The 22046-nt window shown below is 41.9% G+C and carries 18 protein-coding genes; 7 read left to right on the forward strand and 11 right to left on the reverse strand.

The genetic code is table 11. The annotated features are described in order from the left end of the window. Positions 1 to 49 precede the first annotated feature (49 nt). The 3 genes from ACYVRA_RS15025 to ACYVRA_RS15035 all read right to left on the reverse strand — a co-directional run bounded on the left by ACYVRA_RS15025 (position 50) and on the right by ACYVRA_RS15035 (position 1633). The gene (locus ACYVRA_RS15025) at positions 50 to 388 is read right to left on the reverse strand and encodes a type II toxin-antitoxin system PemK/MazF family toxin (RefSeq protein WP_461253544.1); all 339 of its coding nucleotides are present in this window, start codon (positions 386 to 388) and stop codon (positions 50 to 52) included. Continuing rightward, positions 382 to 645, reverse strand: a complete 264-nt coding sequence (locus tag ACYVRA_RS15030; protein WP_461253545.1) for an AbrB/MazE/SpoVT family DNA-binding domain-containing protein — start codon at positions 643 to 645, stop codon at positions 382 to 384. Before ACYVRA_RS15030 ends, ACYVRA_RS15025 begins: the two co-directional genes overlap by 7 nt. 232 nt (positions 646 to 877) lie before the next feature. Then, positions 878 to 1633, reverse strand: a complete 756-nt coding sequence (locus ACYVRA_RS15035; protein ID WP_461253546.1) for a leucine-rich repeat domain-containing protein — start codon at positions 1631 to 1633, stop codon at positions 878 to 880. A 222-nt stretch (positions 1634 to 1855) separates the two neighbouring features. On the opposite strand from ACYVRA_RS15035, the gene ACYVRA_RS15040 reads away from it, so the two are divergent. Further along, positions 1856 to 2281 (forward strand): DUF3597 domain-containing protein, encoded by a 426-nt coding sequence (locus tag ACYVRA_RS15040; protein ID WP_461253547.1) that lies wholly within the window; start codon positions 1856 to 1858, stop codon positions 2279 to 2281. Between the two features lie 130 nt (positions 2282 to 2411). On the opposite strand, the gene ACYVRA_RS15045 is transcribed toward ACYVRA_RS15040, so the two are convergent. From ACYVRA_RS15045 to ACYVRA_RS15080, 8 genes are all read right to left on the reverse strand, one after another. Next, the gene (locus ACYVRA_RS15045; protein WP_461253548.1) at positions 2412 to 3674 is read right to left on the reverse strand and encodes an ABC transporter permease; all 1263 of its coding nucleotides are present in this window, start codon (positions 3672 to 3674) and stop codon (positions 2412 to 2414) included. Next, positions 3671 to 4369 carry an ABC transporter ATP-binding protein gene (locus ACYVRA_RS15050; RefSeq protein WP_461253549.1) on the reverse strand — a complete coding sequence of 233 codons (699 nt, stop codon included), beginning with the start codon at positions 4367 to 4369 and terminating at the stop codon, positions 3671 to 3673. The genes ACYVRA_RS15045 and ACYVRA_RS15050 overlap by 4 nt, the downstream gene beginning before the upstream one ends. Further along, entirely contained in the window at positions 4362 to 5648 is a 1287-nt protein-coding gene (locus tag ACYVRA_RS15055; protein WP_461253550.1) for an ABC transporter permease, read from the reverse strand. Before ACYVRA_RS15055 ends, ACYVRA_RS15050 begins: the two co-directional genes overlap by 8 nt. Further along, the gene (locus ACYVRA_RS15060; RefSeq protein WP_461253551.1) at positions 5645 to 6973 is read right to left on the reverse strand and encodes a hypothetical protein; all 1329 of its coding nucleotides are present in this window, start codon (positions 6971 to 6973) and stop codon (positions 5645 to 5647) included. The genes ACYVRA_RS15055 and ACYVRA_RS15060 overlap by 4 nt, the downstream gene beginning before the upstream one ends. Next, complete coding sequence (ftsY, locus tag ACYVRA_RS15065) at positions 6957 to 7826, reverse strand: signal recognition particle-docking protein FtsY (RefSeq protein WP_461253552.1); 870 nt, start codon at positions 7824 to 7826, stop codon at positions 6957 to 6959. Before ftsY ends, ACYVRA_RS15060 begins: the two co-directional genes overlap by 17 nt. Beyond that, a complete protein-coding gene (locus tag ACYVRA_RS15070) occupies positions 7823 to 9295 on the reverse strand; it encodes a hypothetical protein (protein WP_461253553.1) in 1473 nt (490 codons plus the stop codon). Before ACYVRA_RS15070 ends, ftsY begins: the two co-directional genes overlap by 4 nt. Next, positions 9292 to 10405, reverse strand: a protein-coding gene (gene prfB, locus ACYVRA_RS15075; protein WP_461253554.1) for a peptide chain release factor 2 whose coding sequence is annotated in 2 segments (ribosomal slippage) — positions 9292 to 10332 and positions 10334 to 10405 — 1113 coding nt in all. Because the reading frame shifts where the segments join, the coding sequence is not laid out codon by codon here. Before prfB ends, ACYVRA_RS15070 begins: the two co-directional genes overlap by 4 nt. Before the next feature lie 14 nt (positions 10406 to 10419). After that, on the reverse strand, positions 10420 to 11751 hold the full coding sequence (locus ACYVRA_RS15080) for an ATP-binding protein (RefSeq protein WP_461253555.1): 1332 nt from the start codon (positions 11749 to 11751) through the stop codon (positions 10420 to 10422). Between the two features lie 357 nt (positions 11752 to 12108). Between ACYVRA_RS15080 and uvrA the strand changes: the two genes are divergently transcribed. The 6 genes from uvrA (at position 12109) to ACYVRA_RS15110 (ending at position 22030) form a co-directional block, all read left to right on the forward strand. Continuing rightward, on the forward strand, positions 12109 to 14958 hold the full coding sequence (uvrA, locus tag ACYVRA_RS15085) for an excinuclease ABC subunit UvrA (protein WP_461253556.1): 2850 nt from the start codon (positions 12109 to 12111) through the stop codon (positions 14956 to 14958). Beyond that, positions 14955 to 18365, forward strand: a complete 3411-nt coding sequence (locus tag ACYVRA_RS15090) for an LPS-assembly protein LptD (protein ID WP_461253557.1) — start codon at positions 14955 to 14957, stop codon at positions 18363 to 18365. The genes uvrA and ACYVRA_RS15090 overlap by 4 nt, the downstream gene beginning before the upstream one ends. Positions 18366 to 18435: 70 nt before the next feature. Next, positions 18436 to 19398, forward strand: a complete 963-nt coding sequence (locus ACYVRA_RS15095; RefSeq protein ID WP_461253558.1) for a PhoH family protein — start codon at positions 18436 to 18438, stop codon at positions 19396 to 19398. Continuing rightward, positions 19382 to 20821, forward strand: coding sequence for an HD family phosphohydrolase (locus ACYVRA_RS15100; protein ID WP_461253559.1), 1440 nt, complete (start codon positions 19382 to 19384; stop codon positions 20819 to 20821). Before ACYVRA_RS15095 ends, ACYVRA_RS15100 begins: the two co-directional genes overlap by 17 nt. Further along, positions 20814 to 21287 carry an rRNA maturation RNase YbeY gene (gene ybeY / locus ACYVRA_RS15105; RefSeq protein ID WP_461253560.1) on the forward strand — a complete coding sequence of 158 codons (474 nt, stop codon included), beginning with the start codon at positions 20814 to 20816 and terminating at the stop codon, positions 21285 to 21287. The genes ACYVRA_RS15100 and ybeY overlap by 8 nt, the downstream gene beginning before the upstream one ends. After that, positions 21284 to 22030, forward strand: a complete 747-nt coding sequence (locus tag ACYVRA_RS15110) for a hemolysin family protein (RefSeq protein WP_461253561.1) — start codon at positions 21284 to 21286, stop codon at positions 22028 to 22030. Before ybeY ends, ACYVRA_RS15110 begins: the two co-directional genes overlap by 4 nt. Positions 22031 to 22046 lie beyond the last annotated feature (16 nt).

A 22046-nucleotide genomic window follows, 5' to 3' on the forward strand; every position in this document is an offset into this window, starting at 1 on the left:
ATTCTCCTTTCTGCTTAGCCCGCAAATTTCGCTATCTATCAACAACCTACTACTCACTATCCTCTCCTTCAATAAAACCGCTGATAATATCTATCACTGTAAATAAAATATCGTTTGGAATTTTCTCGATAAATTCATAGTTACGCGCTTTAATATCCAATGTTCTTGATTGGTCGGCTAAAACAACTCCTGTTGTTTTTGTTCTTTTATCTAATTTTACGTGAAAAGGATGATTCTTGTTTGTATTTGTTATGGGACATACAATAGCCAAACTTGAAAAATTGTTAAAAGTTTTATTGCTTATTACCAGAGCATGCCGCCTACCTTTTTGCTCATGGCCAGTCTGCGGATCAAAATCCAGCCAAATAATATCACCCTGTTTTACCATGCTTCTTTTCCGGCGGGACTGCCCCAGTCAATTTCCTTTTGATGTTTACGCTTCTTGTCAAAATCTGCCCCATAAAATTCCGCAAGCCGTTCTCTGGTGGTTTTATGTTCCTTTACATTTTTTTTGGTAATAATAATTTTTTCTTTTTCCAATCTCACATCTACAGAATCATTTTCTTTAATTTTGATATTTTGAAGAAACGCTTTTGGTATCCTTATTCCGTGGCTGTTGCCCCATTTAACTATCGTGGTTTGCATAAAATATCCTCCAATTTATTAGGATATACTAAGTATATCCGTATTAAGGGAAAAAGTCAATAGAATAGTGGGGAAAAGTGGTGTCGGTTACGCCGCGTGACCCATTGTGCTCTTCGTGTGAATTTCTTTGGAAAAATTTCAATATATAGGGTGACCCAACGCCTTGTTGAAACGCTCAGATGTTTCTACAGATTAGAATGTGATTGACACCAAATCATGTTTGAAAAAGCGCTCACTGTAACGTCCATCCTATACCTTGAATATATATATAATTCTCCACTCTACCAGTTTGAGTGTTTTCAAGATAATATTCATGGAATTCCTTAAATACATCGCTTTGATTTGTTAAATCAATTGCGTTATCGGTAAGAACTCCTCCTTTAACAGTTATTTCAGATAAGGCGTCACATTGATAAAAGGCATAATTGTCGATATTTGTTACCTCAGGAATGTTCACTCTAGTAAGGTTAGGACAATATTCAAAAGCATATGCGGGTATTCTTTGCACTTCTGGCAAGTCCACGCTTGTAATGGAAGTGCAATTACGGAAAGAGTGGGAGCCAATATTTTTTACAGCGCTAAAATTCACACTGGTTAGGGAATTACAGCCATAGAATGCAGAATTACCAATTCTGGTCAAGGTATTTGAATGGACAGTTTTTAGATTATCGAAATATTTAAAAGCTGAAATAAAATTCCCATCTCTTATACTTTCGGCAACATTGGGTAATATTATGGAATCAATATAAGATTTGCCGGTTGAAACTGTATTATCGGGGTTAAATTCCGTACCATCCATAGCACAGGCCGAAAGGTCAAGGCTTACCATCTCCTTTTTATCTTCAATTTTTGAAAGTAATTTACGCCAGCCGCTGCCCTCCTGATCCATCTTTCCCAAATCCGTGGGAATAATTAATTTATCATCGTTTTCATTCATATTACCACAAGCGGTAAATGCCAAACTTAGTACTAACATAAAAATCGCCATATATATCCTCTTTTCGCAGTATAGCATATAGGTGACAGATACCCAACACTCTGTTGAAACACTTCAGATGTTTCTACAAATTGGAGTGTGATTGACACCTTAGTATTTTCTTCCGGTTTTTACTAAAAATAATTCTTAGAATCATTGCCTTATTGCCCCGAAATATGTAAATTAATAATAAGGATAAATCAATATCCATAAATCAATCCTAAGGGGAAAAAAATGGGAATTTTAAGTTCAATTAAAGAGAAAATTTTAGGGAAATCTACGGAACCGGCAAAACCGGCGGCTACGACATCAGCGCCGGCTGGCGCGACAGCGGCGGCAATAGCGGCGGCGGCGGGAAAAGCGGCATTGGAAAAAGAAGCGGCAAAAGAGGCCGCGAAACCGGTAGACGTGGAAGCCGTTCTTGAAGCGGCGGTAAAAGCAAAAGGGATAAAACTCAACTGGCGCGAATCAATAGTCGATTTAATGAAAGCGTTAGACCTAGACAGCAGCCTTGCCGCCCGCAAAGAACTTGCCGCCGATCTGAAATACACAGGCCCGCATCCCGACGGCTCCGCCGAAAAGAATATCTGGCTGCACAAAGAACTAATGAAAACATTAGCCGCAAACGGCGGCAAAATACCGAAAGAACTGCTAAGTTAGAGAGCAGTGAGAAGTGAGCAGTGAGAAGTGAGCAATGAGCAATGAGCAATGAGCAATGAGCAGTAAACAATAAGCAGTATGTCTACTCACTATTCATTACCTTACTATTCACTATCCACTGCTCACTGTTTCAAGTCTTTCTCAGCAACTCCATCGGCTTAATTTTTCCCGCCCGCCACGCGGGAATCCACGACGCAAGCACTGAACAGAGAATGGCGAAAAGCCAGATAAGCGTCACAGCTTTCCAGTCTATTATTATGGGAATTGTTTCAAGGTAAAAACCGGGATCAAGTATCTTTACCTCCTCCCCGTGAAATATGCCTGAAAAAAACGTAAGAATCTTTTCCAAAGAGCGAATTAAAAAATTGATATTGCTTCCTATTAACAGCCCGAATGTTACTCCGATAAGCCCGCCGATAAATCCCGTAAGAAAACTGCCCCACAGAAAAATTTCCGTAACGCCGCTTACGCTTGCCCCTGAAATTTTTAAAATGGCGATATCCCTTTGACGCTCTATAACCAGCATGCTTGTGGCTGAAGAAACATTTACCGCCGCGACAATCACTATCAACGCCATTATGAAAAGCAAAAGCTGCCTTGTAGTCTGATACGAACTGTACTGCGAACGCAAAAGATCCTTCCATGTGTAAATGCTGTAATTGGTTGACATTTTTAGATTCATTTCCCACGCGAAATCATCGGCGTTTTTGTACGGGTCGTCAATCTTGATTAAATAATTTGTCGAGGGCTCCTGGGAAAAAACTCGCTTTGCGCCTTCCAAATTAATTATGCACCATAATGCGTCAAGCTCGTTATAACCGCAGGAAATTATTCCCTTAACCGTAAAAGATGCGGTTTTTGGGATCATTCTGCCCCCTTCTTCGGACATGATAGTCATAAGCCGCACGGCATCACCCGCTTTTACTCCTATGTTCTGCGCTAAAGTTTCACCTAACACAATGTCCCTGTCCGTCTGCGGCTTGCTTTCGCCGTCAATAATTTTTAATAAGACAGCGCTTGCCGAATCATCCCAAAACGAGGATTCAACCGCCCTGACGGAAACGCCAGTTTTCCCTTTTTTCCCCGCTAAAACGCCCATTCCGCGCTGTTCCGCCCATACTCCCCTTACGCCGTCAATCTCATTTATTTCATTTTTTGTACTCTCTAAACCCATGAAATTATTATAATCAAAAACCTGTATATGGCCGGTTCCAAGTTCCAGATACCTGTCCGTAATTCCCCTTATCATCCCGTCCGCGACAATTAACGTTACAATAATAGGAACAAGACTGACAGCTATTCCTGCCGCAGCTCCTCGCAGATAACGCACGCCCTCCTTTGCCCTGCCCCATAAGTATCTAATCGCTATATAAAAAGAAGTTTTCTTTTTCAAGATAATTCCTCTGACAAAAGGCCGTTTTCCAAGACAAATCTGACAGACGCCCTTTGCGCCACCTTTTTGTCATGTGTTACAATAATTAACGTCTTATTTCTTTTTTGCGCGTTTTCATATAACAGTTCCGCGACAATATCGCTGTTCTGCGGGTCAAGATTCCCGGTCGGTTCGTCAGCCAGAATTAACGCGGGATCATTTACCATGGAACGCGCCACCGCCACCCTTTGCCTCTCCCCTCCTGAAAGCTGAGACGGGAAATGGCCGTTTCTGTCTTCAAGTTTAACGTCAGCTAACAACTGTCTTGCCCTGTCAATCGCGTCTTTTTTCTTTAGCCCCGCAATGTACGCGGGCAGCATAATATTTTCAAGAGCGGTAAAATCTTTTAAAAGATAATGAAACTGAAAAACAAAGCCCGTTTGCTTTGACCTGTATGCGGAAATCTCTTTTTCAGAAAGTGAAGTTATGTCAGTCCCGTCCAAAAATACGCTCCCTTCGTCGGTATGATCAAGGCCGCCTATTATATTTAAAAGCGTGCTTTTGCCGCTTCCGCTTTGCCCGCTTATCGCGACGGACTTTCCTTCTTCAATTTCAAAATTAATGCCTTTTAGGATGTGAAGCGTTTCCGCGCCAGAAACATAATTTTTTACTATGTTTGTAACTTTTAAAAGTATTTTTCCCCGCGTATCATTCATAACGAAGCACCTCCGCCGGTTGTATTTTTGACGCTTTTCGCGACGCAAACCATGCAGCCGCAAGAGCGGATATAAATCCAAATAAAAATATTAATACGACTTCATGCGGCAGAATCCTGGACGGTATCTCTTTTATATAAAATACCGCCGGAGAAAAAACGGCGAAATTCCCCGTCATTCCGACTCCAAGCCGGCCAGCTATTATATTAATAATATCAATAAACCAATTTATTATATTTTCAACTAACGTAAAAAAGCCTGACATATTTAATGCGACGGCCAATCCGATAATTAATCCGATAAACGCGCCTGTAAGCCCTATAATCGCCCCGTCAAAGACAAATATAAAACGTACCTCTGTCTGCGTGCCGCCAACGGCGCGTAATAAGCCTATTTCTTCACGCCTCTGCAGTACCGCCCTTCTTTGCGCCTGAAAAATATTTAAACCGACTACGATAAAAATTAAGCCTACAAGTATAAACATAAATAATTTTTCCGTCCTAAGGGCGCCAAAAAAAGAACGGTTATAATCGCGCCAGCTTGATAATTTAACTCCCTCGTAAGAAGATAATTTTTTTCTTGCCTGTTCCAACACCGTCTTGTCCATAAAACGGTTCGCAAGCTTAATTCCCAGCTTTAAATCACATTCATTTTGTAAAAAAGAAGAGTTTTCAATATTAATAAAAATCCAACTGCAATCATATTCATAATAACCTGTTCTAAATATTCCGGTAACAAAGCCGTTAAAACTGCTTCCGTCTTCCTGCGAAAGAATACCGGTTAGGGAAAATACGGTTATCTCGTCTCCTGTGGACAGGCCAAGCCTGCGGGCCAGCTCAGAACCCAATAACGCGTTCTTTTTATTTGAAATATCAAAATAGCCTTCTTCAAAATCCAGCCTGCCCGTCATTGCCCTGTCAATTTCGGGCGTGTTTTCACCTAACCCTCTTACCAATACCGCCTGTTGTGACGCCCTTCTTCCCCTCGCGATAGCCTGGTATTCCTTAAACGGAACCGCCGCCTTAACTCCCGGAATCCCAAGCATAGCCGCCTGTATTTCATCAATTTTATCCGGATCAAAAGATTCCACGCGCAAATGATACGATGAAACTTCTAAAATACTTTCTATAAAACCTAATTGAAATCCGTTCATAACGGCGATAATCACAATAAGGGCCAGTACTCCTACCGCTATTCCTAAAATCGCCAAAACTGGAGAACTGCTTCGGCCTTTAAAAATATAGCGGGAAGCAACAAATAAAACCCATAATCTTTTCAATTTCTCACCCTAGTTTCTGATATTTTCCTTCCGTCTTCCCAAACAGCGCGAAGCACTACAAGATCATTCATGTAAAGTTCTTCAATCTCCGTTTTCCCTTCCGTACTGACAATCCTTTCCAAAACGCCGTTTTTAAAATTCCTTTCTAAAATCTTGTCTCCGTCCGAGTTATACGCAAATTCAGCGGTTAATACCGTTTCTCCTTCCGTCTTTACAGTTTTTACAATGCGGTTGCCCTTCCATGTGTTTTTTATCGTCCAAACTATTTTATTTTCATCATCATAAAGAGTTTGACTTGTAATTCTTCCTCTGTCATCAGTATCAAAAATCATTTTATAACCGGCGTTAATTAAATCATCTTCAAAGAATTCAGGATATACATTGATTTTTTCGCCGATAAAGACATCCATTTTTATTGAATCAATTATATGTTTTGGAAAAGCTATTATAACGGGATCAACCGATACTCCGTCCTTATAAAATATCCGTTCTATTCCCCTTAAATAATGAAAACGATTATAACGGTAATAATCAATATAAGACGCTTTAAAATCATCTTCATCGTTATCTGACAATGAATACTCGGCGCTTACTAAAATATTGTCTTTTAACATATACTCTGTTTTTTCCGTTTTTCCGTCTTCAAAAAACCTATATTCAGACTTTAAAAATAAATTTTCATCGTATATCTCGATAAATCCTTTTCTTTTTTTAATGTCTTTATTAATTACTACTTTTGCTTCTTCTTCCGGTTTTCCTTCTTCCGGTTTTGCTTCTTCCGGCTTTCCTTCTTCCGATTCTTCTTTTTCCGCCAGCGTTATACTTTCAGTTTCTTTTTCCTCATTCGTAACCAATTCCGTTGTTTCTTCTTTAACGTCAGGTACCGATTCAGGCTCAATAAAAACGGCATTTAACCTTGTATTGCCTTTTGCGTCCCTTAATATCCATTGCGTTCTTATTTGTTCGCCTTTTTTATAAAGAATACGCGCTTCAACATTGTATTTTTCATCAAAATAGGGAAGAAGATACTCAGGCAATTCTTCATTTGAAACATAGTTTATGGCAAGCGCGTATTGATTTCGCAGCGCGGTAAACCGGGATTGCATTTCCTCTAAAGCCATACCGCCTGAATTTGAACGGAACCACCGCGGCGGCCTTATCCAATCGTCTCTCTGAGAAAATTCAATATCTAAAGCAATTTCAGTTTCTTCAGAGTCTATGTCCGGCAATGACTCATCCGTTTCCTGGGTAAGCGCTACAATGCCCCCAAAGAGTATCAAAACGGGAATAACGATAAGAATTATTTTTTTACCCGATACCCGCAAATTCCCTCGCAAATTTATGGGGATCAAACAATTCAATATCCCCGTATTTTTCGCCCATGCATATATACGTTACGGGCAAACGTAATTCCGACGCCAAAGAAAAAACTACTCCTCCCTTGGCGGTAGAATCGTACTTTGTCAATATTACCCCGTCCAGAGCGACAGCGCCGTGAAATATTTCAGCTTGGGCGAAAGCGTTTCTTCCAGTGGTAGCGTCCAGCACAAGGTATTTCAAATAACTAATTCCGCCAGCCTTTGACTCCACTACCCTGTCAATCTTTCGCAATTCTTCAACTAACGCCGATTTTGTGTGCATTCTTCCAGCGGTATCCGCTATAACAACGTCCGCCCCGCCTGACAATGCCGCTTCCAGAGCGTCATAAACTACAGCCGCCGGGTCTCCCCCCTGCTTATGTGAGACTACCCGCGTATTTAGTTTCTGCCCGTGTATTTTTAACTGATCAATCGCCGCGGCTCTGAACGTATCCGCCGCCGCGAGAATTGTTTTTTTATTGTACTTGGTATTGTAAAGATGTGAAAGTTTTGCCGCGATAGTTGTTTTACCGACTCCGTTTACCCCAAGGAGCAGAATAGCCGTCAAATTTTCATAAGTTTCGGGAGTTTTAACCGGCGCCGCTTTTTTTAATTCGTCTTCAAGCAATTCTGCCAATTTTTCAGGTAACGCGACAGATCCGTCTTTTTTAAATTGCTCTTTTAGTAATTCAGCCGTTTTATACGCCTGCGAAGCGCCAAAATCGCCTTCTATTAACAAATCACATAGCTCGTCAAATAAACCTTCATTAATCGTGGGTTTCCCTTTGAAAAAATTTTTTATCTTTTCGCTGAATTTCATTTTTTCCCGCCTTGTGGCGCGATTGGCGCTGAATCCTTTCCCGAAAAGTAAATATATCTGATCATACGGTAAATGCCATATATTGAAGCTACGCCAAAAGCGACGGCGGATCCTATGCTAAAATAATTCATATATGTATTGCTATCTACAAATTCCTGAGTCAGCATTCCGTGCTCATAACTATACGCAGCCGCGTTATTTGATCCCATATATGAATAATATAAAATCCATGTCGCGATGCCTGTAATCCATTGACTGCCCCACGCCCAGTAATACCACCTGCGCTCTTTGTCCACGCGGCCTTTTTTTATTGGCATCGACGTTTTTACGGATACTGATTGCGAATGTTCCGGAGAATCCGGGGTTTTAAAAACAATAGAACCTTTACTTCCGTCGGCGTTTTCCATTTCTATATATTCAAAACTGTTAGCGGGAAGCCTGAGAGTTAACGGAGATTCACCAATATACAACGAGCCATGATATACGTTATTTCGCGCGTTACTTGAAATATCCGTATTAAAATACTCAATAGGATTAAGCTTTAAATTAATTTCAGCAAGCTCTCCTGAAACAAGTTCCGTTTCAAGGACAATGCTTTCATGATCAGGGGCCGACGCGGTTACCGTTATTTTACCGGGAGGGTATTCCGTTAATGGGGCTCCTCCTCTGCCGGCGAATGATCTGTTAATTAACACTAACGCCGTTTCTGGCTCGGCTTTAACCGCCACCGCCGCGGGATGGTTTCCGGAAAGAACAATTATTAATTTTCGCGTAATTTCATCAATAGCGCCGCTAATATCGCCATACGAAAAAATAGCGCTATCCTCCCAAACGTATGACTTTGTATATATAGTATAAAGTCTTAACTTTAAAAAATATCTTCCGTGAAAATCCGTAATAGTCCCAGATAAAAAAGCGTCCGCTCTTTGGGCTACGCAAAACCTGTTTTCGCCACCCTTTTCAGGAGCGGCGGGAAACGTAAGAGTAAGATTGCCGGGAACTAATTTAAAAACAGGCTCCTTATTTATCAGCGGAATTTTATTATCAATTTCTTCCAGCTTTTCCCTTAGTACTTTTATCTCATTATCTATCTTTACGATATTTTGACGGTACTTCCAATCAGGCTCACCCATGTAAATTTGCCGGGATCTTTCATCAATTTTTGCGGAAAGCGCTTTTGCGGCGTTTGCGCGTTCTCGCGCCCACGCGTATTCTTCATAATAGGCGTATTCAGGAGATATGCGGGTATGATAATTAATTGATTGCAAGCGGTCTGTCAATTCTCTTGATATTACGTCGGAAATATTTAATTTATCAGATGGAAGGGAGCTTGCGTCAAAATTTGTTATGCACAGGAACCATTCGTCATTTTGCGTTTTAACTTCCGTTTCATCGGTTTTTCCCTTTGCGAATAACGGCACGGTTAAAATGAGAAATATTAAAACTAAAAGACGCCTCTCTTTTTTCAATTCATCTCCCCATTACGCCATGAAAATTTTAAATACTCTTCAATAAAAGGATCAATATCGCCGTCCATTACGGCCTGAATATTTCCCTTCTCAACTTTTGTACGGTAATCTTTTACCATAGTATACGGCTGAAACACATACGATCTTATCTGGTGCCCCCAAGAAATATCCTTTTTCTCCTGCGAATATTTTTCGTTTTCTTTTTCCTTCTCCTGCCTGTAATATTCATAAAGCCGCGCTTTAAGCATGCTCATGGCGATCGCGCGGTTTTTTATCTGACTGCGCTCGTTCTGGCAGGCGACGACAATGCCCGTCGGCAGGTGCGTAAATCGGACCGCGCTGTCCGTCTTATTTACATGCTGTCCTCCCGCGCCTCCCGACCTGTAGGTGTCCACGCGCAAATCTTCGGGTTTTATGTCTACTTCGATTGTATCATCAATAACGGGAAAAAGGTAAACCGAAGCGAAGGACGTATGCCTTCGCGCGTTTGCGTCAAACGGGCTGATCCTTACAAGCCTATGAATCCCCGACTCGCCTTTTAAATAACCGTATGCGTAGTCTCCGTCGATACGGCAAGTTGCCGACTTTAGCCCCCCTTCCGCTTCCTGCTGATCAACTTCCTCGACGGTAAAGCCCTTTTGTTCCGCCCAGCGCAGGTACATGCGGTAGAGCATCTGCGTCCAATCGCAGGCTTCAGTCCCGCCCGCTCCCGAATGAACGGTAAGAAAACAGGGGTTTTTGTCCATTTCGCCCGTCATAAGCTCAAACATATTCTGTTTTTCATAGCGGGCGGTTAAGTCTTTTATTGTATTTTCGATACCGGCGCTTTCGCTTTCATCTTTCGCCTCAGTAGCCAGTTCAAATAAGGCTTGTAAATCGGCGACTTCATCCCGCAGGGCTTTCCACGGTTCATACCGGTTTTTAAGGCTTTTAAGGGAAGCCATTGTCTTTTCGACAGTTTCCTGATTGTTCCAAAACCCCGGCTCTGCGGTTTTTGCCTCGACTTCGGCTATACGCTGCGCAAACGAAGCGTCTTCAAAGACGCCTCCATGTTTCGTTTATTTTTTTCTCTAAATCTTCAATGGGCGCGCCCAATTCGGTAAGTAACATGGCAATCTCCTGTCTTAATGATATATAAAATTACCAAGCGCGTAAAGAGGGACGATTTTAATGCCGGGCAATTCGCCGAAATTTTCAAGTGAGGTGCGGATTCCGAAAGAAGACTGCTTTTCTTCCATAAACAAACGCATGCTTTGCATTGAGCCTTTGCCGCTGCTTTTTACTTCTATTGGAACGATATTCAGCCCTTGTTGTATGACAAAATCGACCTCCGCGTTACTGCTTTTGTTTTCGCGGTGCCAGTAGTAAAGATTTTTTTTCTCATAGCAGGAAGATGATTTTAGTATTTCCAAACCGGCGAATAATTCAGCGATACTGCCTTTGTTTATCAATGAAAAATCGTCGCTTATCAATAAATTAGATAATGGCAGCCCCAATAATCTTTGGAAAATGCCCGTATCCAATAAAAGAAGTTTTTTCTTCTTACTGTCAATTTCCGCCCCAAGCGGTATTCCGTTCGCGGCGGAATGAACAACGGGAATAACCAGCCCTGACATTATTAAAAGTTCCATTCCCTCTTTTATTTGCCTGCTGTTATAATCATTTGACATATTCGTATATACAAATTTTCTTCCCATTTGCGCCGTAATTGAATCAAACACGGCTGATAATTGCGATGTAGAAACTCTTTTCTTGTATTTGGTAAAGTCAGATCTCAAAGAAATAATAAGATCGTCTAAAATTCGCTGACAGGAAAGCAAATCATTATTATTAACATAAGCGGACACTACCTCTGGCATTCCGCCAAGTATTAAAAATATCCTAAAAAGTTCAATCGCTTTTTTATGAACAGGCTCCGACAAAGTATTTTTACAATCCGCGTTTTGAATGGCTTGCAGCAGCAAACTATGATTACAGGCGTTTAAAAATTCAAAAAAATTCATCGGATACATAAACATCGAACGCACGCGCCCTACTCCGAATGACGGTATTTCCTGAAAAGCGAATTCCAAAAGAGAGCCTGCGGCGATAACGTGCAATTCTCCGTATTCTTCGTAAAAAAAACGCAGGGAGGAGATTGCCGGAACTGAACTTTGAATTTCATCGAAGAACAATAGTGTTTTCCCCGGGATTATAGGCATTTGATAAATTGCGGAAAGTTCCTGGCAAAGTTTAAAAGGAGACAAGTCGCCTTTCGCGAATAAATCCCGCGCTTCGTTATTTGACTCAAAGTTTATTTCAAAAAAATACTCAAACTGTTCCGACAGGTGTTTTACAGCCCTGGATTTTCCAACTTGCCTCGCGCCTCTAAGCAATAAAGGTTTGCGGTTACTTTCCCTCATCCATAGGAGTAAATCATTGTCTATTTTTCTGTTTATATAGGGAGTATTTTCCATTTTTTGCCTCTAAAACAGTATAATTGTTCTTTGTCAAAAATACAAGTGTAGAAATAGTAATTATTGATAATTATCTAAAGCAAATAATAACCATATTTACATAATATACAAGCTTATAAATAGCAATTATAATCATTTTCACAAGGCTTATATACATTTTTTATGCATATATTACAATTCTTTATACATATTTTATTATCATTTATACAAGGTATATACATATATATATATCATTATTACAAGTCTAATATATGTTTTATATGATATTATTACAATGCTAACAATGACTATATTTATCATAAACACAAGGCAAAGCCCCCTATTCCCCACCCTCTTAAAAACCGCTATACTCACGTTATGGACAAATTAATCATCAAGGGGGCGCGTGAACATAATTTAAAAAACATTGATCTTGAACTTCCTCGCGACAAATTAATCGTTATTTCTGGGCTTTCCGGCTCAGGCAAAAGTTCGCTCGCGTTTGACACGATTTTCGCCGAAGGACAGCGACGTTATGTGGAAAGTTTGTCCGCCTACGCCCGCCAGTTTTTGGGGCGCATGGACAAGCCCGATTTGGACTACATCGAAGGGCTTTCCCCCGCAATTTCAATCGAACAAAAAACCACCCATCGTAATCCGCGCTCAACCGTCGGCACCGTTACCGAAATTTATGATTATTACCGCCTTCTTTTCGCCAGAATCGGCGTCCCGCACTGCCCTGTCTGCGGCAAGGAAATCCGCGAACAGCCTGTGGATTCAATAATCGAGACGATTTTACAATTTAAAGAAGGAACGAAAATTCAACTGCTCTCTCCCGTCATTCGCGGGAAAAAGGGAGAACATCAAAAAATAATCGAAGACGCGCGAAAGGCGGGATTCGCAAGAGCCAGAATAGACGGAGTTCCGGTAAACCTTGACGAAAGCATCAAATTGGACAAACAAAAAAAACACTCTATCGAAATTATCGTTGACAGGCTTGTAATTGGAAAAGAGATTCGCTCGCGATTGGCGGAGTCGGTGGAAACGGCTTTGCAAACTGCTGAAGGCTTGATAATCGTACTTGTTAACGAGGACGGAAAAAATTCAGAACAGGTTTTCTCGCAAAAAAATTCCTGTCCCGACTGCGGCGTGTCAATTCCCGAATTACAGCCGAGGCTTTTTTCGTTTAACAACCCGTTTGGCGCGTGTCCCGGATGTTCCGGTCTTGGAATAAAGTTGGAATTCGACCCTGATCTTGTAATCCCCGACCGCAGTCTCTCTTTTAACGAAGGCGGCGTTATCCCGTACAATCCTGACAGCGCGTGGAACAGCAGCCGTTTTCAAAGTCTTGCCAAACATTACGATTTCAGCCTTGATACGCCGTTTAACAAACTGCCGAAAAAAATAGTGAACGCTATTCTTTACGGCAGCGACGATGATATTAAAGTCCGTTATGTGAACCGCGAAGGAACGGGACGTTTTGAATACCAGTCAAAATTTCCCGGTATTCTGGAAGAGCTTAAACGCCGCTATCTTGAAACGCAGTCGCAGGGCATTAAAGACTGGCTTGAAAAATTTATGAGTCAAAAGGATTGCGAAGACTGCGGGGGCAAACGGTTAAAGCCGGAAGTGTTAGCCGTAACCGTCGCCGGAAAAAATATTTGGGAATTGTCAAAGTTATCGGTAACTGATTCTTTGCATTTTTTTAAAACTGTAAAATTTAACAAGAATGAAAATAAAATAGCGTATCAGATATTAAAAGAGATAAACGCGCGTCTTGGCTTTATGCAGAACATCGGCCTTGATTACCTCAGCCTTGAGCGCAAGGCATCCACTCTTTCAGGCGGTGAAGCCCAGAGGATCAGGCTTGCGACGCAAATAGGCTCCAGTCTTGTGGGCGTATTGTACATTCTTGACGAGCCGTCTATCGGGCTTCACCAAAGAGACAACCAACGCCTGATTGACACCCTTATGTATCTGCGCGATCTGGGTAACACGCTGATTGTCGTCGAACATGACGAACAAACTTTACGCACCGCCGACCACATTGTCGATTTGGGGCCTGGCGCCGGCGTTCATGGGGGATATGTCGTAGCGCAGGGAAAGCCCGAAGAAGTGATGAAAGTAAAAGAAAGCCTTACAGGCCAATATTTGGCTGGAGCGTTAAAAATCGAGATTCCAAAAGAACGCAGAGTGGGAAACGGCGCATTTATAAAATTAAGAGGGGTAAGCGAGCACAATTTAAAAAATATCAACGTGGAAATTCCGCTTGGAATTTTTACCTGCATCACGGGCGTTTCCGGTTCTGGAAAATCTACCTTGCTCTCCGACGTTCTGTATCCCGCGCTTGCGAATAAAATCTACGGTTCTAATCACACGGAAGGCGTTTATAAAAAACTGGACGGCGCGGAATACATAGATAAGGTAATTGATATCGATCAAAGCCCGATAGGCAGAACGCCGAGATCAAACCCGATTACTTATGTCGAAGGATTTACGGCAATCCGCGATCTGTTCGCCAACCTGCCGGAAGCGAAAATGAGGGGGTATAAGCCAGGGCGCTTTTCGTTTAATGTGCGCGGCGGCAGATGCGAAAATTGCGAAGGGGACGGGACGATTAAAATAGAGATGAATTTTTTGCCTGACGTTTACATAATGTGCGACGTATGCCAGGGCAAAAGATTTAATAAAGAGACGCTGGAAATCCGCTACAAAGGAAAAAATATCGCCGAAGTATTAGACATGACCATCGAAGAAGCCGCGGCGTTTTTCGCCCCCATACCGCAGATCGCGAGAAAAATGCAGACCCTTTTATCAGTGGGGTTGGGTTATGTGAAACTTGGGCAGTCGGCGCTTACGCTCTCAGGAGGGGAGGCGCAGAGGGTAAAGCTCGCCCTTGAGCTTTCAAAACGTTCCACGGGAAGAACCTTGTACATGCTTGACGAGCCTACGACCGGCCTTCATTTTGCCGACGTAAAACAGTTAATGGACGTAATTCAACGGTTGGTAGATCAGGGAAATACGGTTATAATGATAGAACACAATCTTGACGTGCTTTTGCAGTCGGATCACATTATTGATTTGGGGCCTGAAGGCGGCGAAAAAGGAGGACAAATAATCGCGACAGGCGCGCCTGAACAAATTGCCAAATGCGGCGAGTCATACACTGGCGCGTTTCTGGCTGAAATGTTAAATCGTAACGCGGTACGCAAGAATAAAAGACAATGATAAAAAGACGGTTTTTCTTATTATTTATTTTATTATCTCAATTTTTTACGGCGCTATACGCGCAGGAAGAACCGCCGCCATTGGATGAATCTGCCGAGGAAGAACAAGAAGAAGAAATAATTACCGATACTCATTTAAACCGGCGCATAGAAATGGAACTAAAAACATCATCTTTAAGCGAACTTGCGGCATGGTGCCGCACTCTTGGGCTTTCGGAAGGCGGTACAAGAGAAGAACTGTCCAAACGCATAAGAGATCATTTTAGCATGCGCGAACCAAATGCCAATAATAATGAAAAACGAAAAATAATAATTATTGAATCCTCCCAAGCCTCCGAGTATTTTACAATTGACGTAATTGACGAAGATTACGCGAGGTTAAAAGGCGACGTTAAAATAAGTTTAAAAGACGGAGATAAAACTCATAAAATAAGAGCGGATGAAATACTGTTTAACCGTACAAGAAATATAATTACTGCAAGCGGAAACGTAATGTACGAAAAAACAGAATCGGATAAAACAGAAACTTTCCGGGGAAGAAGCATAACCGTAAACATTGACAACTGGTCAAGTATTTTTCTTGACGGCAGTTCGACAATGGAAAACGAAGGGTCTTCATATCTTTTTTCAGGATCGGTAATTTCCAGAAGCGATCAGGAAGTGACAATTTTAAGAAAAGCCATGATCTCCAACGGAACGGACGAGAACGCGTATTGGTCAATCAGAGCTTCAAAATTATGGCTTCTGCCGGGTTCTGACTTCGCTATTTTTAACGCGGTTTTAAACGTAGGGGAAATCCCCGTATTATATATTCCGTTTTTTTATTATCCGGCGGATGACGTGGTCTTTCATCCTGTTATAGGATACCGCAGCAGAGAAGGCGGTTTTATTCAAACAACAACTTATCTTATAGGCCAGCCCAAATCTGAGTCTACTGAAAAAAGTTCTCTTAGCAGAATAATCGGTAATTCAAACAATAAGGAAAAAGAACTTCAAGGCCTGTTCCTTCGCACGACAAACAGGCCTATAAAAGATACAAATTCAACCAGTCTTAAAGCTTTGCTTGATTATTATGTTAATTTAGGCGCGTATATAGGGCTTGAGCTTACCGCTCCAAAGATAGGAATCTTAAATCAAACCGGTTTGTCTTTAGGAGTAGGATTTACAAGAACGTTAACTGATACGGAATTTGGCTATTCTCCGTATGCGCCAAATTATGACGGCACATTTGACTGGAATAAATCCAACTTTTTGTCATGGCCTGTTCCTTTCCGTTACAGGCTTAAATTTACAAGCGGCATTTCAATGAAATACGGCGGCCTTTCATGGGATATCCCGTATTTTTCCGACAAGTATGTTGACAGGGATTTTACTAACAACCGCGCTGAAAGCATGGATTGGATGAATATGATGCAGAAAGGGGCGTCATTTAAAGAGGAATCGGCGGAAAGTGAAATCGGCACTTATAATTGGCATATGACAGGAAATTTAAGCCCGTCATTGGGCAAACTTTCCCCTTTCATTTCCAGCTTTTCCATTTCCAACATTTCTACAACATTATCTTTTAAAATTTTACCGGATACTTTTATAACCCAGACAAATCCTAATTCTCCTAACCGTTTTTTTTACGCGCCGGACAGGTGGACAATTTACAGCATTTCAAGTTCAATTTCCGGAACTCCGCTTTCTTTAGGCGGCGTACAGTCAAAACCGGCAAGCAGGACGCCTGATTCCAAAACGCCAGAAGATCCGTTTAACGGCATCGGCGTTCCCATATCCCCGTGGGCGGCGGATGACATTAACGGGGAAAAAACAACGTCGGCGGAAATTATAGCTCCCCCTGTTCTTTCCCAAACTTTTAGCCTGCCGTCGGCGGGAAATACGAAATTCAGCTTTGATTATTCGATATCTCCAACAAGTTCTTCAGAACTTCAGTTTATGTCAAAAAACTGGAACACATATGAAGACGTTGACTGGAACGAATCCCAGTCAATACTGACAAGCGTTAGCGGAAATACAAATTTAAATTTTCGCGTAGATCATTCAACGGGTTTGTTCAGCAATACTATCGCCCTTTCAGGAAGCGGAACATGGCGTGATTATTCATACTTGAATGAAGAAATGTATACGGATCCAATTACAGGCGTTGTAAATACGGCAGAAATGGAAAAAGCCCGCAAACAACAATACGGTATGACAAACTATACGTCTTCTTACTCTTATAACGGCACGCTAAAACCGTTCTTTTTTGATCCCATATTTGGCCAAACAAGTTTTCAATATGCTTTTAGAGGCACATTGGTAAAATCAAAAAGATACGCGGATGGGGACGGCCCTGAGCTTACGCCCGAATGGGGATCATGGGTAAAAGAAGAAAGAAAAGACGGAGAAGACATACTGGGACTTAACAGCCACAGGCTTACCGCGAATTTTGCGGCTAGATTATTTGACAAGGATCAGAATATTTCATTTAGCGCGGAGCTTCCGCCTATTGACGGGCTTATTACGGCAAACGCCGCGTTCAGAGTCTGGATATCACAAACATCCGTTAATTATCGTATGGAAAAACCTGAAGCGGAAGATGAATGGAAATTCAAACCTTTTGACATAAATGAAACTCTGACATTCCCTAAAATAGGATCATTCAATCATAATATGAAATTTACCCCGCAAGAGGATAAAATTGACGATATAAAATTAACCTATCTTAAATCAACATTAAAGTTATGGAATTTTACAACAGATTTTTTAATGATATGGACGACAAAATCGGTTTTTGTACCGGATCCCTACGGGGGCGGCAAATGGACGAATGAAGGGGAACCTGATCTGTTTCCTAAAGAATTAAAATTTTCATATTACTATTCTTTGCCCACGACAAAAATATTTAAAAACACCGTTAATCTGTCTTTTAATGTTAATACGGCGTTAAATTTTGATTTACAACAATATACCAATTCTAACTTTCAATTTTCAATGGGCTTTAATTTAAGTCTTACCAATTTTCTGGATCTGTCCATATCGGCAACGTCCCAAAACGCCGTAATTTTCAGATATTTCAAAGGCGTTTCCGGAATGGAAGAATTAACGTCAATGTATCCAGAAGGCGAGCAAAATAATTTGTTTGTGGATTTATTTGATTCATTTAATTTTGTTGACGTATCAAAACGGCGCAGGTCAGGGTTTAAAATGCAGAGATTCAGCCTTGATTTAACTCATCATTTGGGCGATTGGACGGCGTCGTTTAGAATCAGCATGTACCCATACCAGAAGACTGACAATGCGGGAGGAATTCCGACAATTAACATTATCTCTGATATTACCCTGCTTGTAACATGGACGCCGATTACAGAAATTAAATCTGATATCAGTTATGACGGCAGACTTGACAGATGGACGGTTAAATAAGAAATGTCTTTACCCCTAACTCCACTTGACTAGCCTATTTATCAGGAATAGAATCATTAAAGAGGTATTTTTGGAGGACGGGATAACTATAGCTTTTGAGAACAGGGAGCTTTTATCCGGAATTTGCGGGGCAAATGACGGAAACCTTAGGGTTATAGAAGGCACTCTGGGCGGTTTCATAACGGCAAGGGGAAATGAGATTCATTTTGAAAGCCAGGATGAAGCTGGAATCAAACGCTTTAGGACGATAATGGATAATCTTATCACAGCGGTAAATGAGGGCGAACACCCCTCTGCCGAGTATATCCGCGCCCTTGCGGATGATTTGCCTTTTTCAGAAACTGAAGAAAAGGGCGGCAGTTTTTTCCGCGATTCAATGATTCAAATCCCCCACGGTTTTAACCGCGTTTATCCACGCACCAGAAATCAGGCGCTTTATATTCAGGGAATGAGGGAAAATGAAATTTGCTTCTGCATAGGGCCGGCCGGCACCGGAAAAACATATCTTGCGATAGCCCACGCCCTTCAAATGCTGCTTTCAAAAAAAATGCGAAAACTTGTCCTTACGCGCCCGGTAGTGGAAGCCGGTGAAAATTTGGGATTTCTTCCCGGCGATCTCGCGCAAAAAATAGACCCGTATTTAAAGCCGCTCTACGACGCTATGGAATCGCTTGTCCCTTATGAAGTGATAAGCAGAATGGAAGAAACCCGTTCAATAGAAATCGCGCCTCTCGCGTACATGAGGGGAAGAAGTTTAAACGACTGCATGGTAATTTTAGACGAAGCGCAGAATACGACCAAAGAACAGATGAAAATGTTTTTAACAAGAATTGGAAACGGCACGAGGGCCGTGATTACGGGGGATACCACTCAAATTGACCTTCACCGCAAGTCAGATTCGGGGCTTTTGCACGCTTTGGAAATATTAAGAGGCGTTGAGGGTTTAAACTTTTCTTTCCTGCATACAACCGACGTGGCGCGTAATCCGCTGATAAAAAAAATAATACAGGCATACAATGAAAGCGAAAAATGAAAACGAAAAAAAAGTCATTAACTCGCTATTAAGCCGTTTTCGTTCAGGTCCGGCTTTTTTCAGCATTGTGTTATGCGTCATTATAATAGTGGTGATAATTGCATGTGAAAAAATCGGTTCTATGGAAGATTTGCGGAAAATTATCGGCACTATTTTCCTTGTTTTCTTATTTTACGCCATGTATGTTATTTTACAGGGACGCGCGATTCTTGGCAAAGAGCTGAATAACAGCGAGCGTTATCTGCTTGCTTCCATTACCGGCGCTTACATCATATGTCTAGTGTTAATTAAATATCTCTCTTCCTTTGTCAACGCATTTCCAATATCCCTCGCTATTCCCACCGGGCTATTTATAATGCTGCTGGCCGTTTTTATGGGAAAAAGACTTGCAATGATCATGGCGATAGCTTTGCCGTTAGGCGCATATTTTACCGGCGCTTTTGACAACTATTCATATTTAATCGCGCTTGTTTCAGGGGCTGCGGCGTCTACCGTCCTTCATAACGAATCAAACAGGATGAGCTTGATAAAGGCGGGAGTTGTAATCGCCGGCGCAAATTGTTTCGCGGTTGTGGTGGTATTGCTTATCCGCCAGGCTAACATTTATGAATACCCCGCCCTATTATTTTGGGCGGCGCTTAACGGCATTATCTGCGGGATGTTAACACTCGGCTTTTTGCCGCCACTTGAACACGCGCTGAACGCGGTAACTCCGTTCAGGCTTATGGAACTGTCCGATTTAAACGCGCCTATTTTACGCAAACTGTTCACGACGGCTCCGGGAACTTACAGCCATTCGCTGATGGTGGCAAATCTGGCCGAACAGGCGTGTCAGGATATTGGCGCGAACGCCCTCCTCGCCAGAGTCGGCGCTTATTACCATGACATCGGTAAAATGGAAAACCCCGACTACTTTGTCGAGAACCAAACCAATCATAACAGGCACGATGAAATAAATCCGCGCCTTTCGGCCACAATAATCCGAAGCCATGTTAAACTGGGCGTTGAAAAAGCGCAAAGTCTGGGGCTTCCCAAAGACGTAATTTCAATAATAGCGGAACACCACGGCAACTCGATCATTTCGTGGTTTTACAACAAGGCGACCGAGCAGGAAGAAACCGTCAGTTCCGAAGATTTTTCGTATCAGGGCAACCCGCCGCGCTCAAAGGAATCGGCTATTGTAATGCTTGCGGACATTTCAGAAGCGGCGGTACGGACTTTAAACAAGCCTACGGCGAGCAAAATTGATAAATTTATTCAACAGTTATTCGAGGCAAAAATCGAGCACGGCCAGCTTTCTGAATCCGATCTGTCCTTCCGCGACCTTGAAATAATTAAAAAGACTTTTGTAAGAGTGCTCGCGGGTTATTATCACGCAAGAATCGAGTACCCTAAACAAAAAGAGGAAAAGCAGGATGAATAATGTGACTATCAACGCTCTGGAAATCCCCCTGCCTTCATGGAGCGGCGACGCGTGCCTCTTTGCTCTGAAAGTCCTTGATGAAATAAAACGCGATAATTGGGAATTGTCCGTTCTTTTTTGCGATGACAAAACAATCGCCGATTTAAACCGTCAATACCGCGATAAGAACGAGCCTACGGACATACTTTCATTTAACCTTGGCGAAACAATAAAAGAAGGCGGAAAAACAACGTATTTGCCTGGGGACATCGTCATTTCCCTGGACTCTATGAAGGAAAACGCCCTTTATTTTCAAACCCCTCAAGATGAGGAGTTACGCAGATTGCTAATTCATGGTATTCTTCACTTAGACGGAATGGATCATAAAACTTTGGAAAAGGATGAGCCGATGCTCGAGTTACAGGAAAAGATACTGGACAAGCTGGGAAAAGAACAGATAATCCCCCATAAGGGAGAAAAAAATTGAAAGCCCCTTTTAAGATCAATACGCAGGCAATTAAAGGACTGGAAGAAGATCAAAGACAGATGATCAGGGGCGTTGTGGAATTATCGGACACCACGGTCAAAGAAGTGATGGTTCCAAGAACCGACGCTGTTTTTCTTTCAGCCGACGCGTCAAAAGATGAATTGCTTAAATGCATTTCTGAAAGCGAACATTCGCGTTTTCCCGTATACAAGGACACGGTAGACAATGTAATAGGAGTATTGCACGTAAAAGACGTATTAAAAGCCCTTGTAAACGTCAAACCTTTTGACATTAATTCGATGGTAAGAAAGCCTTTTTTCGTGCCGGTGTCAAAACATATCGACGATCTTTTGCGCGAACTGCGCCGCAAAAAAGTCCATATCGCGGTAGTAGTGGACGAATACGGCGGAGTGTCAGGCATCGTTTCTATGGAAGATATAATAGAAGAAATAATCGGAGACATTCAGGACGAGTTTGACCATGAAACCGAAGACGTGGTAAAACTTGGCGAAGGCGTGTGGCTATGCGACGCGAGGGTAAACCTTGAATTTTTAGCGGAAGAAACAAACATGGAACTTCCGGTTGACGACTTTGACACGCTTGGCGGCTTTGTATTTGATCTATTCGGCAAAATACCTGTAATGAATGAAAAAATTGAATATAGGGATTACGATTTTATCATACAGGAAATGGACGGGCATAAAATTAACTTGATAAAAATTGTAACCCATAAAAAGGAATAGTTGTTTTTAAAGGGGA

It is taken from the genome of Treponema sp. R8-4-B8 (genome assembly GCF_054786175.1).

Excerpts from the sequence above, each read along its gene's own strand:
- ACYVRA_RS15025 (WP_461253544.1), bottom strand. The coding sequence starts at position 388 with ATGGTAAAACAGGGTGATATTATTTGGCTGGATTTTGATCCGCAGACT.
- ACYVRA_RS15030 (WP_461253545.1), bottom strand. The coding sequence starts at position 645 with ATGCAAACCACGATAGTTAAATGGGGCAACAGCCACGGAATAAGGATA.
- ACYVRA_RS15035 (WP_461253546.1), bottom strand. The coding sequence starts at position 1,633 with ATGGCGATTTTTATGTTAGTACTAAGTTTGGCATTTACCGCTTGTGGT.
- ACYVRA_RS15040 (WP_461253547.1), top strand. The coding sequence starts at position 1,856 with ATGGGAATTTTAAGTTCAATTAAAGAGAAAATTTTAGGGAAATCTACG.
- ACYVRA_RS15050 (WP_461253549.1), bottom strand. The coding sequence starts at position 4,369 with ATGAATGATACGCGGGGAAAAATACTTTTAAAAGTTACAAACATAGTA.
- ftsY (WP_461253552.1), bottom strand. The coding sequence starts at position 7,826 with ATGAAATTCAGCGAAAAGATAAAAAATTTTTTCAAAGGGAAACCCACG.
- ACYVRA_RS15080 (WP_461253555.1), bottom strand. The coding sequence starts at position 11,751 with ATGGAAAATACTCCCTATATAAACAGAAAAATAGACAATGATTTACTC.
- uvrA (WP_461253556.1), top strand. The coding sequence starts at position 12,109 with ATGGACAAATTAATCATCAAGGGGGCGCGTGAACATAATTTAAAAAAC.
- ACYVRA_RS15090 (WP_461253557.1), top strand. The coding sequence starts at position 14,955 with ATGATAAAAAGACGGTTTTTCTTATTATTTATTTTATTATCTCAATTT.
- ACYVRA_RS15100 (WP_461253559.1), top strand. The coding sequence starts at position 19,382 with ATGAAAGCGAAAAATGAAAACGAAAAAAAAGTCATTAACTCGCTATTA.
- ybeY (WP_461253560.1), top strand. The coding sequence starts at position 20,814 with ATGAATAATGTGACTATCAACGCTCTGGAAATCCCCCTGCCTTCATGG.